Raw genomic sequence first — 14,177 nt, 5'->3', positions numbered from 1 at the left:
GTCGATCAAGGTCGACCGCTACCGGGCGAACCGTGCCTCGATCTCCTCCAGCGACTTGCCCTTGGTCTCCGGCAGCCAGAACGCGGCTACCAGGAAGAACACGAAGGTGCAGGCCGCCCAGAACACAAACATGCTAGCGTAGCCGTAGTGGCCCACCGTGGGCAGGAAGATGGCGGCAATGGTGGTCGACACGAACTGGTTGATCAGCAGTGCGATGCTCATGCCGTTGGAGCGGATGCGGTTCGGCATCAGCTCCGACAGCGCCAGCCACACGCACACGCCGGGGCCGACCGCGAAGAACGCGACGAATACCAGGATGCAGGCGGCCACCGCCCAGCCATGTGCCGGCGGCGGCACCGGGCCGATGCGGGCCTGTTCGATGCGCAGCGGCGCCTGCGCGGCACTGGCCGGGTCGGCGAACGGGTTCAGATGCAGCTTGCGGAAGAACGCACCAATCACACTGTCGGGCTGCACGGTGCCGGCGCGCTCGATGCGCAGCTCGCGATCGGTCAGGTTGTCGCTGCGCAGGGCGCGCACGTTGGTGAAGTCACCATAGGCGTACGACACGGTCAGCTGCATCGGTCGGCCCTGGCTGTCGATGCCATTGCCCAGGCGCTGCCACTGCGCGTCATCAAGCACCAGCTGCAGGCCGTCGCCGCTGACCGCCGCCTGCAGCTGCGGCTGCACATCGGCACGGCCGCGCTCGGCCTGGAAGAACAGCGTGGCGGCCGCCAGCAGGGCCACGCAGATGCCGCCGCTGCCGAGCATCAGCAGGAACTTGCGACCCTTGCGGTCGACCAGCAGCAACGCGACCACCGTCATCACCGCATTGAGCAGCTTGATCGCCACGTCGGCGCCATTGGCGACCGAGCCGGACAGGCCGGCCTGGTTGAGGATGTTGACCGCGTAGGCCAGCACCGAGTTGATGCCGGTGGCCTGGGTGCAGGCCAGCACCACGCAGGCGAGCAGGAACGGCACCACGTAGCGGCGGCTGAGCAGCGGGTCACGCTTGCCATCGCTGCTGCTCGATTCCGGCGCCTGGATCTGCGCCAGCGTGGGCTCGACGTCTGCGGCGGGAAGGACGCGCTGAAGGCTGCGGCGGGCTTCATCGATGCGGCCGCGGCGTACCAGCCAGCGTGGCGATTCGGACAGCCAGAAGATGCCGGCGCAGAACAGCAGGCCTGGCGCCAGGCAGGTCCAGAAGATGGTGCGCCAGGCATGGTCCTTCACCGTGAACAGTTCCTGCGCCTGTTGCGCGACCGGCAGCGAACGCACGGCTTCGGCGGCGGCATCCACGGCGTGGGCGTGGTACAGGCCGATCAGGGCTGCCAGCACCAGGCCAACGGTCAGCAGCAGCTGGAACATGGCCGCGCCGCGCCCACGTCGTTCGGGGCTGAGCACTTCGGCCAAGTACAACGGAATGACCACGCCGATCAGGCCGCCACTGATGCCCTGCAGCAGGCGTCCCAGCAGCAGCGGCGTGTAGCCGGAGGCCAGTGCCATGATCGGAATCGAGGCAGTGAACAACAGGCCGGCCAGCAGCATCGCGCCGCGGCGGCCGATCAGGTCGGCGACCATGCCGGCGAACAGCGACGACAACACGCTGCCCAGCAGCACCGCTGCCACCACGAAGCCAAGCTGCTGGCTGCTGAGCTGCCACGCGTGGCTGGCCGTTGCCTCCAGGTAGGGCAGGGCACCGGCGATGATGCCGATGTCGATGCCGTACAACAGGCCACCGAGGCCGCCGATGAAGAGCAGGTAACGTACGGGCCAGCGCGGAGCGGTGGAAGCGGGTACGGCAGGTGCGGCGGCGGCGGTCATCGGCGTATTCCTGGAATAACGGGGATGGTGCGTGGCTGAGGCGTTGCGCTTGCGCGCTTCATGAAGGGCCGAGCCATACTCGGCTTGCCGTGCGAAGCGCGGCACGGACGTCATCGATGTCGGTATGAAAAGCAGCCGAGCATGGCTCGGCTCTACAGAAACGCAGATATCAGGCGTTTGCGGCGTTCAAATTGACCACGCGCCCACCCACCACCACCTGCTGCAGGCGCAGTTCGGCGTCCATCACCACCAGGTCGGCGCGGGCGTCGGGCGCGATGCGGCCGCGATCATCCAGCCCCAGGTAGTCGGCCGGGAAGGTGGACACACGCTGCGAGGCATCGGCCAGCTCCAGGCCCACCTGCACCAGGTTGCGCAGCGCCTGGTCCATGGTCAGTGCACTACCCGCCAGAGAACCGGTCGCCAGGCGCACGCAGCCGCCGCACTTGTGCACGCGCTGCTCGCCCAGCGCGTATTCGCCATCGGGCATGCCGGTGGCGGCCGTGGCATCGGTCACCGCGTACAGGCGCGGGATCGCGCGCGCGGCCAGGCGGATCACGCCGGGGTGGATGTGCTGCAGGTCGGGAATGATTTCGGCGTACTGCGCATGTGCCAGTGCCGCCGCCGCAATGCCCGGGCGATAGTGATCGACGCCGGTCATGCCGTTGAACAGATGGGTGAAACCGGAGGCGCCGGCCTGCAGTGCGGCCACGCCTTCCTCGTAGGTGCCGGCACTATGGCCGAGCTGCACGCGGATTCCCATCGCGGAAAGCGCAGGAATCAGCGCGGTGTGCTCGCCGATCTCCGGTGCCAGCGTCATCACCCGGATCGGCGCCAGCGCATGCAGCTGCTGCACCAGCGCCAGCGTCGCCTCGATGGTGCGGTTGGGCTGCGCGCCCAGCCGCTGCGGGCTGATGAACGGCCCTTCCAGATGTACGCCGACGATGCTGGCGGCGTCTGCATCGGGTGCGGCCATGGTCGCGGCCACGCCGTGCAGCGCGTGCTCGATCTCATCCAGGCCGGCGGTCATGGTGGTCGCCAGCAGCGTGGTGGTGCCGAAGCGCAGATGGGTACGGGCGATGGTGCGCGCCACGTCGCCGCCCTGCATCAGGTCCACGCCGGCCGCACCGTGCACGTGCAGGTCGATGAAGCCGGGCAGGATCACCGGCAACTGCAGGTCGTCGGCACCGCTGTGGTCATCCACCTGCAGCTGGCGCACGTGGGAATCGAAGTGGACCTGGCCACGCCGCCAGCCCAGCGGGGTGAGGATGCGGCCATGCAGGGAACGGGTGTCGGTCATGCGGCGGGCTCGGCGATGATCACTTCGATGCCCAGCCGCTGCAGGCCCTCGCGGGAGACGTCGTCGATGCCGGCATCGGTGATGATGGTGTGGATCTGATCCAGCAGGGCGATGCGGTGCAGGCTGACGCGCCCGAACTTGGAGGCGTCGGTCAGCACCACGATGCGGCGTGCACGCTCGACCATGCGATGGTTGAGGCGGGCTTCGGCTTCGTCGTGGGTGGTCAGGCCGAACTGCAGGTCCAGGCCGTCCACGCCCAGGAACAGCGTGTCGAAGCTGTACGAATTGAGGCTGGCTTCGGCCTGGCTGCCCTGCAGCGACAACGACTGCTGGCGCAGCAGGCCACCGGTCAGCAGCACGTTGATGCCGGGCGCGTTGGCCAGTTCCCAGGCGATGTTCAGGCCGTTGGTCATCACCGTCACGTCGCGCTGGCTGCGCAGGTGGCGGGCCAGGGTCATCGTGGTCGAGCCGGAGTCGATGATGATGTTGTCACCAGGCCGTACCAGGCGCGCGGCGCACGCGCCGATCGATTCCTTCAGCGGCAGGTTCAGTGCGTCCTTTTCGTGGATGTCCTGTTCCTGCGGCGGCGTGCGCACCAGTGTGGCGCCACCGTGGGTACGGTTGGCCAGGCCCTGCGATTCGAAGTGGGTCAGGTCGGCACGGATGGTCACCGCCGACACGCCGAAGCGCTCGACCAGATCGGCTACCTGCACCGAGCCGTGCTCGATCAGCAGCTGCAGGATCTGTTGCCGGCGGGAGCGGGTGTTGCGCATGGCCATTCTCGGTGTCGCGGGGAAAGGTAGAGATTAGCCGTTCGCAGCAGCGGCGGCAGCCGCGCCTGCGTGGTGCGTGCGGGTTCCGGCCTGGTTGGCGCTGCAGGCACGGGCGTACTCGCCCAGGCACAGGCCGATGCGGTGCTGCACCAGCGCGGTAGGCGTATTGGCCAGGGTGCCCTCGCGCACGGCGCGGTACTGCTCCGGCAGGTACTGGCTGAGCAGCACCAGCGGCGGCGCGTGCTGTTCCAGGTTGGCGAACAGGGTCTGCACCGCCTGCACCAGCGCGGGCTCGCCCCAGTAGTAGCGGCAGCGATCGCTGAAGGAGTAGCTGCGCAGCAGGCGCAGCGCGGCATCATCGCCCTGGTAGTAGGACTGCCAGTACTTCGGCTGCGCCACCATCACTTCGTCCAGCACCTGCGGCAGGCGCGAGCACTGCGCGGCCGGCAGCAGTTCGGCCTCGATCGCGGCCAGCGCGAACAGCGCTTCGCGGTAGGCGAAGGTGGCCGCCGGGCCGACCTTGAGGATCGCGAAGTGGTCGCGCACCAGCGCGTGCAGGCCGCTTTCGCGCTGGTAGTCGGTGGAATGCGCCTCGAACACGATGCGCGGCTGCTGTTCGAGGAAGTCGGCCAGCGTGCTGGCAGCGGCCGCGTCGTACTCGTGCACGCTGCTGTGGTCGAAGTCCACGCCCGGCTGCACCACCATCGCGATCACGCGCTGCCACGCATCGCGCAGCTGCGGCGTGTCGAACGCCTGCTGGTGGATGGCCAGGGTCTGCGCGGCAGCAGCGGGCGTGGTCACCTGCAGGCCTTCGGCCAGCGAGGCTTCGCCACCGGGAATCGGCACTTCGGTACCGATCACGTAGACCGGCGGTGGCAGGCCATGATCCGCAGCGGTGCGCTCGGCGATTTCGGCCAGCTCGGCCGAACGCGCGGCGACGATCGCGTCCGGCAGCGGCACCGGGTCATCGGCGCAGGACATGCTGCAATCCAGGTGGATCTTGTGGAAACCCGCGGCGACGTAGGCTTCGATCAGTACGCGCGCGTGGGTCATCGCCTCGACGGCCGGGCGCTTCTGCCAGGCATTCGGGCCAAGGTGGTCACCGCCCAGGATCAGCCGCTCGCGCGGGAAGCCTTCCTCATCGGCCAGCGTGCCCACGTAGTCGCGGTACTGCGGCGGGGTCATGCCGGTGTAGCCGCCGAACTGGTCGACCTGGTTGGAGGTGGCCTCGATCAGCAGCACGGTACCGTGCGCAAGCGCCACGTGCATGGCCGCGCGCAGCACCTGTTCGTTGCTGCAGCAGACGCTGTACAGGCCGACGTTGGCACCGGCGCGGTGGGAGGCAAGCAGGGTCTGCAACGGGGACATGGTCAGGCTCCGGTCGATCAGGAAAACGAGGGTTGGCAGGCGAGCAGGGCGGCACCGCGTGCACCCCCGGCATCGCCGAAGCGCGGCGGTACGATGGGCGGTACCTGCACGCCATTGAACAGATGGGCGGCGATGGCCGCCGGCAGCTGCTGGTACAGCGGTGCGTACTGCGAGAGGCCACCGCCGAGCACGATCACGTGCGGGTCCAGCGCCAGCACCAGCGCGGCCAAGCTGTGGCCGAGCAGGTCCCGGTGGATGTCCAGCGCCTGGCGTGCACGGGCATCACCGGCCTCGGCCAGGGCGATCACCGCGCTGGCATCCACCGCACCGCCACCCAGATGGCGTTCGATCATCGCCAGCCCGCTGCCGGACACGTAGCGCTCCACGCAGCCCTGCAGGCCACAGGCGCAGTCGATCAGTGGCAGGCCATGGCGCTGCAGCAGGTGGCCGGGCACGCTCCAGTGGCCCCATTCGCCGGCCAGGCCATTGAAGCCGGACAGCAGCCGGCCCTGCAGGCAGAAGCCGCCGCCGGCGCCGGTGCCGAGGATGGCGCCGAACATGCTGGGGTAGCCGTCAGCCGCACCGCCGTGTGCTTCAGACAGGGCAAAGCACTGCAGATCGTTGCCGAAGTGCAGCGGGCGCCGCAGCCGTGTCTGCAGATCCTGCGCCACGCATTGGCCGGTCAGTGCAGGCACATTCGCGCTGAGCTGGCGGCCGGTGCGGCGATCGCGCACGCCGGGCAGGGCGATGCCGATGGCCGCATCGCTGCGGCCAAGTGCAGCATCTGCCTCTGCCGCCAGCGCCACCACCGCCTGGAGGAAGCCGTCGTAGTCACCCTGTGGGGTGCTGACCCGGCGGCGCCAGGTGACCTGCATCGCCGCATCGCACGCCACCAGCTCGATCTTGGTGCCGCCGATGTCGATGCCGTAGCAGGCGTGGGCGATCAGCTCAGCCATGGTGGATGGTGACGCCCTTGACGACGCGGTTGACGGTGCCGTCCGGGAACGGGTTGTCCGGGGTCAGGCCGAGCGCGGTCGAGCGCTGCAGCGCGAACAGCTGCGCGAAGCCCAGCCACACCGGCGCCAGCCACGGGTCGTCGAATGTAGTGTGAAGCGGCGGCACCACAAGGGTGTACTCGTCATCGACGCCGATATCCGAGTGCGGGCCGATCGCCAGCACCTGGCCGGCCACGCCATCGCGGCGCAGTTCTTCCAGCAGGTCCTGTTCGTAGCGCCGCGCCAGTGGCTGCACGCTGCGCAGCAGCACCACCAGGGTGTTGCCATCCAGCGTCGACTTCGGGCCATGACGGAAGCCCAGCGGCGTGTTGGCCAGCGCCAGCACGCGGCCAGCGGTCAGCTCCAGCACCTTCAGCGCGCACTCGCGTGCCAGTGCTTCCAGCGGGCCGCTGCCGAGGTAGATGATGCGGTTGAACGGGCGCTGCGCCAGCGCCGCCACCGGTGCATCCCACTGCGTCAGGCCTTCGCGGGCCAGCGCGGCGATCTGCTTCAGGCGCGCCACGCGCGCATCCCACGGCGAACGATCGAACACGGTCAGCGCGGCCAGCAGCATGCAGGTCAGGCTGCTGGTCATGGCGAAGGCGCGGTCGCAGCTGGCCGACGGCATCAGCAGGGTGCAGGTATCGGCACGGCCGGCGCCACGGCGGGCCAGTTCGCCATCGGCGTTGCAGGTGATGTCGAGGAAGCGCGCGTCATCCACATCGCTGCGCACGCGGTCCACCGCGGCCACGCTTTCCGGGCTGGAACCGCTGCGGCCGAACGACACCAGCAGGGTCGGGCGGTCGCGCTGCAGGTACAGCGCCGGGTGGGTCAGCAGGCTGGTGGTGTGCACCACGCGCACCTCGGCCGGCCACTGCGCATTGATCGCGTCGGCCACCATTTCGGCGATGAAGCCGGAGCTGCCGGCGCCGGTGAACAGCACGCGCTGGTTGGGATCGTTGAGGCTGTCGCCGAGGAAGGCCTGCAGGCGGTCGCGCGCACGCGACAGGTCCTGTGCGAGGGCGTCCCACAGCACTGGCTGCTGGGCGATTTCGGTAGCGGTATCGGCTCCGCCAAGGCGCTGCCAGGCGGACACATCGGAAAGCAGGGTGACGTCCATTCGGAGGTTCCAGTTGGGCCAGCGCACCATCTGTGTTTTCTTTCGAAATGTCAAATAGCGAAAGTAAAAAGAAAGAAAATGTGATGCCGACTTCGCTCTACCTAGTGCATCCCGGAAAACGCAAGAAACCGGCGAATGCCGTATCGCACAATGCTTAACAGGCGACTGCAAGCGCTTACACAAAGTATTGCGACGCAACAACTTTCGTTTCAACGGAATATATCTTCCTTTTTCCTTTCAATTTGTTGACATCTTTCGAATCGCTGCCCTAGAGTCGGCCCAACCGCTTTCGAAACGCCCGGTGAACGGGTTGGGAGTCCGCGTGGAAAACTGCGTTCGTCGCTCGCCGCTGCTGCTGGCCCTGCTGCCAGCATTGCTGCTGGTTGCGACATCGGCCCAGGCCGAGCCGGTCGGCAACCTGCGTTCGGTCAGCGCCAGCGCCAGCCGTGACGGCGTGCAGCGCTGGGACCTGCAGACCGACAGCGGCGCGCGCATCCGCATCGAACTGCCCGCCACCGACATCATCCGCGTGCAGGCGGGCCGCAACGGCACGCTGACCGGTGCCGGCGACAAGGCCGCACCGATCGTGCTGCCGCAGCCCAAGGCGAACGTACAGGCGCAGCTGGAAGAAGACGCACAGGAAATCCGCGTGCGCACCGATGCACTGGTGCTGCATGTACAGCGGCAGCCGCTGCGCCTGCGCCTGGAACGCCTGGACAACGGCCAGCCCACCGCGCTGTGGCAGGAACTGCAACCGCTGGACCTGGATGCCACGCAGAGCGTGCAGGTGCTGTCCTCGCAGGCTGATGAAGGCTACTTCGGTGGCGGCCAGCAGAACGGCCGCTACCAGTTCAAGGGCCGCGAGCTGGAGGTGTCCTACTCCGGCGGCTGGGAAGAGGGCGACCGCCCCAGCCCCGCACCGATGCTGCTGAGCAGCCGTGGCTGGGGCATGCTCCGCAATACCTGGAGCGATGGCAGCTACGATCTGCGCGAGGCCGACCAGGCCACGCTGCTGCATCGCGAAGACCGCTTCGATGCGTACTACTTCGTGGGCGCCGACCTGCCGAAACTGATCGAGCGCTACACCCAGCTGACCGGCCGCCCGAACATGGTCGCGCGCTGGGCGCTGTCCTACGGCGATGCCGATTGCTACAACGACGGCGACAACAGCAAGAAGCCCGGCACCGTACCTGAGGGCTGGAGCGACGGCCCGACCGGCACCACGCCCGATGTGATCGACTCCGTGGCCAAGCAGTACCGCGCCAACGACATGCCCGGTGGCTGGATCCTGCCCAACGATGGTTACGGCTGCGGTTACAAGAAGCTGCCGGAAACCGTGCAGGGCTTGGCCAAGTACGGTTTCCGCACCGGCCTGTGGACCGAGAACGGCGTCGACAAGATCGCCTGGGAAGTGGGCAAGGCGGGCAGCCGCGTGCAGAAGCTGGACGTGGCCTGGACCGGCAAGGGCTACCAGTTCGCGATGGACGCCAACCGCCAGGCGTTCAACGGCATCCTCGACAATTCCGATTCGCGCCCGTTCCTGTGGACGGTGATGGGCTGGGCCGGCATCCAGCGCTATGCCGTGGCCTGGACCGGCGACCAGAGCAGCAGCTGGGATTACATCCGCTGGCACGTGCCGACCCTGGTCGGTTCGGGCCTGTCCGGCATGGCCTACGCCAGTGGCGATGTCGATGCGATCTTCGGCGGCAGCGCCGAAACCTTCACCCGCGACCTGCAGTGGAAGGCGTTCACGCCGGTGCTGATGGGCATGAGCGGCTGGTCGTCGAACGCACGCAAGCACCCCTGGTGGTACGACGAACCCTATCGCAGCATCAACCGCGATTACCTGAAGTTGAAGATGCGCCTGACCCCGTACATGTACGGGCTGGTGCACGAGGCAGCGCAGACCGGCGCGCCGCCGGTGCGTGGCCTGATGTGGGACAACCCGCGCGATCCGCATGCGCAGGATGAAACCTACAAGTACCAGTTCCTGCTCGGCCGCGATCTGCTGGTCGCGCCGGTATACCGCAGCCAGGCCGCCAGCCGTGGCTGGCGCCGCGACATCCATCTGCCGGCCGGCGGCTGGATCGACTACTGGGACGGCCGCCGCGTGCAGGCCGCCGCCGATGGCCGCCAGCTTGACCGCCAGGTGGACCTGGCCACGCTGCCGGTGTTCGTGCGTGCCGGTGCGATCCTGCCGATGTACCCGTCGATGCTGTTCGACGGCGAGAAGCCGCTGGATGAAGTGACGTTCGACCTGTACCCGCAGGGCGATTCGCAGTACACGCTGTACGAAGACGATGGCAACACGCGCCGCTACCAGCAGGGCGAGTCGAGCACGCAGCAGATCCGCGTGCAGGCCCCGGCGCAGGGCAGTGGCCCGGTGCAGGTGCAGATCGATGCGGTGCAGGGCCAGTACAACGGCCAGCTGGCGCAGCGTCGTTATGGCCTGCGCGTGCTCAGCCGCCAGGCGCCGCGTGCGGTGCAGGCCGGTGGCCGCGCGCTGCCGGCGCTGGCTGATGCCGCTGCGTTCAACGGTGCGGCTGAAGGCTGGTACTTCGATGCCGCAGAACGCCGCGGCACGCTGCACGTGCGTACCGCCACCCAGGACATCCGTCAGCCGCTGCAGTTGGCTCTGGACTTTGCGGTGGCCGCCGCGGCCGCCGACGATGCCTATCCGGCCGCGCCGGTGCTGGGCCGTGAACTGCCGGCCGACAGCCTGCTGGTGGTGAATCGCCCGGCCGAAGAGCCTGGCCATGCGCTGGAGAACGCCTTCGATGATGATCCGGCCACCTGGTTCCGCAGCGTGCGCAACCAGGCCGTGCGTACCGGTGCCCACGAATGGGTGGTGGGCTTCGGCGAGCGCAGGATGATCGATGGCATCGACATCGCACCGCGCAACGACAAGAACTGGAAGCACGGCCAGGTACGCGACTATGAGGTCTACCTGGGCGACAGCAACGGCGAGTGGGGCGAGCCGATCGCACGTGGCCGCCTGCAGTTGAAGGAAGGCGTGCAGCGCATCGACTTCCCGGCACATGCCGGACGCCTGCTGCGCTTCCGCGTGCTGAGCGTGCAGAACCCGGAAGGCGGCGGCGCCAGCAGCACCGACCCGATGGTCACGGCCGCACAGGGCAGCGCCCGCGCGTTCGATGCACTGCAGCCGCGCGACGTCGGCCCGATCGCCCTGTCTACCTTCCACATCCTCGAACACCAGGAACCGGAGCGACCGGCCCGGCAGCGCTATCTCTCCGAGCTGCCGGTGCCGGCCGCGCTGGCCAGCCAGGTGCGCACCGACCAGTCCTTCCGTGGCGACGCCGGCATGCGCATGAACGGCCTGCAGTTCCGCCGTGGCCTGGGCGTCGGCGCCACCAGCCGCATCGACCTGCGCCTGCAGGGTGGCTGGCACCTGCTGCGTGCCGACCTCGGCATCGACGACGCCTGCCGCACCGCCGGTGGCCTGCAGTTCCAGGTCTGGGGTGACAACCGCCTGTTGTATGACAGCGGCCTGGTGAAGGCACCCGGCGTGGTCAAGCCGGAGCTGGACATCCGTGGCCTTTCCACCCTGAGCCTGCGCACGCTGGGTGCGCAGGGCAGCCAACCCGCCCAGGTCTGTGCCAACTGGGCCAACGCCGTGCTGATCGGCCAGGAGGGCGACTCCGCCAGCATCGTCGCCCCATGACTCCCTCGTAACACCGCTCCTCCCCCCGCCCATTCCGACTACGGCCCTCATGGCCGTGGCCCGGGAGCGTTTTGCCCGCCGAACGCCCACGCGCTCACTTATTGCGCTGCACCCCTGCCAGGAGAGAACCCCGATGTTGCCCGCACGCCACCACCGCCCCCCCTGTCGTTCGATCGCTCCGCTGTCGCTGGCCATCGCCGGCGTGCTGCTGTCGGTCGCCGTTCCTGCCTTCGCCCAGGAGAGCAAGGACAAGGCCACCGACCTGGCCCGCATCGAGGTCACCGGCTCCAACATCCGCCGCACCGACGTGGAAACCGCGTCCCCGGTGCAGGTGATCAGCAAGCAGGACATCCAGAACATGGGCGCGCGCACGCTGCTGCAGGTGCTCGACAACCTGCCCGCCGCACGCCCGGCGCAGCAGGATGCGCGCTCGCTGTTCACCGGTTCCGATGGTGCCTCGCAGGCCAACCTGCGTGGCTTGGGCGCGCAGGGCACGCTGGTGCTGCTGAACGGCCGTCGCCTGTCGTACTACGGTGCACCGGCCGGCTTCCAGACCCAGTTCGTCAACATCGATGCGATCCCGGCCGCGGCCATCGAGCGCATGGAAGTGCTGACCGACGGCGCCTCGGCGGTGTACGGCACCGACGCGGTGGCCGGCGTGATCAACGTGATCACCAAGCGCAACTTCCAGGGTGCCGAGGTCAGCTTCACCAACGACACCTCCTCGCGCATCGACTCCTACGGCGAGCGCCAGGCCAGCATCACCGCCGGCTTCGGTGACCTGGCCGAAAACCGCTTCAACATCTACGGCGCGGTGAACATGTACCGCCGCGACGCGATCCCGCTGAGCGACTTCTACGACAAGCGGCCCGACCAGTACTACGTCAACAACCCGAACTACCTCAACAACCTGCGCCTGGGCGTGGGCAGCAAGCCGGGCGAGTTCAACCCGGGCAGCTACTTCGCCTTCGATCCGGTCACCGGCCGTCGTGTGCAGGAAGCTGCACCGGGCTGCAAGAACGTGCTGACCAGTGAAGCGGCCGGCCCGCGTTGCGTCTGGGAAACCTGGATGAACAACGAGATCGATGCCGGCGCCAAGTCCGAGCGCAACACCGCCTACCTCAACGGCACCTTCCTGGTGGGCGACAGCACCGAGATCTTTGCCGAGGCCACCTACACCGATATCGACCTGCGCGCCAACGGCGGTACGCCGCGCACCTACGGCACCACCACCGGCAACCCGACCAGCTGGTTCTCGCGCAATACCGGCAACACCGTCAACCAGTTCCTGTACCCGTTCCTGGGCCCGAACAACGAGTACAACCACGCCAGCCCGGAAATGAAGGCGATGATGGGTGGCGTGGTCGGCCTGAACTACCTGCTGCAGGATGCCGGCCCGAACTACTTCGGCCAGCGCAACACCGACAAGAGCTACCGCGTGCTGGCCGGTGCGCGTGGCAACCGGGGTGACTGGAACTGGGAGACCGCGTTCGCCAGCGCCGGTACGCACTCCACCACGTACCAGACGATCAACGTCAACATCAAGGGCTTCGAGAAGGCGTTCGGCCCGTACTCGATCGATCCGGGCACCGGCCGCGTGATCATCTCCGACCACCCGGCGTACAAGTTCGGCGAGATCAGTGAAGCCAACGCCGCATTGATCCGTGAAGCGTTCCCGACCTTCGACATCCAGTCGTGGACCCGCCTGCACACCCTCGACGGCAAGATCGAAGGCCCGCTGTTCCAGCTGCCGGCCGGCGAGATGCGCGCCGCGTTCGGCTTCAACGCCAGCCGCGAAACCTTCTACACCCCGGGCAATGCCGATGCGGCCAACGGCCTGATCTCCCAGCAGGGCGGCTCCTGGTTCGACGGCAAGCGCAACACCTACGCGCTGTTCGCCGAAACCGTGGCGCCGATCACCGACAAGCTGGAACTGGATGCGGCGGTGCGCGTGGACAAGTACCCGAACTTCAGCGCCAACGTGGCGCCGAAGATCGGCTTCAAGTACCAGGCGTTCGACCAGCTGATGCTGCGCGGTACCTACTCGACCGGTTTCCGTGCACCGAGCCTGGCCGAATCCGGCAACGGTGGCGTGTTCGCCCAGCTGGGTGGCTACCGTGACGAGCTGCGCTGCAACGAGACCAACGCCATCGCCAACCTGCTGCTGAAGTCGCAGCGCCCGGGCGATGTCGATCTGGGCAAGAACCTGTTGAACGTGGATTGCAGCCGCACCGTGGCACGCATGACCCAGCCGAACAAGAACCTGAAGCCGGAGAAGGCGAAGATCGCCACCCTCGGCTTCGTCTACGAGCCGGCGACCTGGCTGTCGGTGTCGGCCGACTACTGGTTCATCTATCGCGACAATGAGATCGTCGCGCCGGACTACCGCCGCATGGAAGACATCATCTCCTCGTCGCGCTCGCCGATCACCGACAGTGACCGCGCCAACCTGGCGCAGCTGGCGGCGATGTGTGCCGACCCGGCCAGTGGCGTGAGCTGCCCGTCGGTGCTGCCGGGCTACTCCGCCGGCAACGTGGCCAGCGTGGTGGGCCAGTACAAGAACCGTGGCAAGACCCTGATCGACGGTTTCGACATCGATGCGCGCAGCCGCTTCTCGCTGGGTGACTGGGGCAACCTGAACATCGGCCTGGCTGCCACCATCGCCAACCGCAACCGTTTCTACATGGATGAAGCCAACGGCTGGTACTACGGCGACGTGGTGGGCTACTACAACAACCCACGCCTGCGCGCCACGCTCAATGCCGACTGGACCTACAAGCAGGTGACCACCAGCATGTTCGTCAACTACGTGGGCGGCACCAAGTGGGCCACCGACCAGGTTGATGAGGTGAGCAACAACAAGGAAACCTGCACCGGCGGCTACCTGGCCCTGCAGAAGAGCAAGTGCGATGGTGCGCCGTCGTGGTGGACCGCCAACATGAGCGTCACCTGGCGCCCGGATGATGCCTGGAACCTGAGCTTCACCGTCAAGAACCTGTTCGATCGCCTGCCGTTCTACGATCCGAACAGCTTCCTGGGTGACTCCAGTGACTACGCAACCATCTTCGGCCGTGGTTACAGTGTGACCATCGGCTACCGTTTCAAGTAATTCCGTTTGCGT

General features: G+C 67.5%; 8 protein-coding genes. 2 read left to right on the top strand and 6 right to left on the bottom strand.

The window, feature by feature from the left end:
- Nucleotides 1–18: 18 nt before the first annotated feature.
- The 6 genes from ACZK4H_RS20710 to ACZK4H_RS20685 form a co-directional block, all read right to left on the bottom strand.
- Nucleotides 19–1,821 (bottom strand): MFS transporter, encoded by a 1,803-nt coding sequence (locus tag ACZK4H_RS20710; protein ID WP_099554801.1) that lies wholly within the window; start codon nt 1,819–1,821, stop codon nt 19–21.
- Between the two features lie 169 nt (nt 1,822–1,990).
- The gene (gene nagA, locus ACZK4H_RS20705; protein WP_099554803.1) at nt 1,991–3,118 is read right to left on the bottom strand and encodes an N-acetylglucosamine-6-phosphate deacetylase; all 1,128 of its coding nucleotides are present in this window, start codon (nt 3,116–3,118) and stop codon (nt 1,991–1,993) included.
- Nucleotides 3,115–3,891, bottom strand: a complete 777-nt coding sequence (locus ACZK4H_RS20700; protein ID WP_049453764.1) for a DeoR family transcriptional regulator — start codon at nt 3,889–3,891, stop codon at nt 3,115–3,117. Before ACZK4H_RS20700 ends, nagA begins: the two co-directional genes overlap by 4 nt.
- Before the next feature lie 33 nt (nt 3,892–3,924).
- Nucleotides 3,925–5,259: a D-tagatose-bisphosphate aldolase, class II, non-catalytic subunit gene (locus ACZK4H_RS20695; protein WP_099554805.1), complete on the bottom strand. Its 1,335-nt coding sequence runs from the start codon at nt 5,257–5,259 to the stop codon at nt 3,925–3,927.
- Between the two features lie 17 nt (nt 5,260–5,276).
- Nucleotides 5,277–6,215, bottom strand: a complete 939-nt coding sequence (locus tag ACZK4H_RS20690; protein WP_099554807.1) for an ROK family protein — start codon at nt 6,213–6,215, stop codon at nt 5,277–5,279.
- The gene (locus tag ACZK4H_RS20685; protein ID WP_099554809.1) at nt 6,208–7,374 is read right to left on the bottom strand and encodes an SIS domain-containing protein; all 1,167 of its coding nucleotides are present in this window, start codon (nt 7,372–7,374) and stop codon (nt 6,208–6,210) included. Before ACZK4H_RS20685 ends, ACZK4H_RS20690 begins: the two co-directional genes overlap by 8 nt.
- Nucleotides 7,375–7,696: 322 nt before the next feature.
- On the opposite strand from ACZK4H_RS20685, the gene ACZK4H_RS20680 reads away from it, so the two are divergent.
- Complete coding sequence (locus ACZK4H_RS20680) at nt 7,697–11,056, top strand: TIM-barrel domain-containing protein (RefSeq protein WP_099603856.1); 3,360 nt, start codon at nt 7,697–7,699, stop codon at nt 11,054–11,056.
- A 133-nt stretch (nt 11,057–11,189) separates the two neighbouring features.
- Nucleotides 11,190–14,165, top strand: coding sequence for a TonB-dependent receptor domain-containing protein (locus ACZK4H_RS20675; protein WP_099554811.1), 2,976 nt, complete (start codon nt 11,190–11,192; stop codon nt 14,163–14,165).
- Nucleotides 14,166–14,177: the final 12 nt, after the last annotated feature.

This window comes from Stenotrophomonas sp. 78350_Sma, from assembly GCF_056482105.1.
Note: the sequence above shows the minus strand (reverse complement) of the source record. Positions and strands in the feature narration are given on the sequence as shown.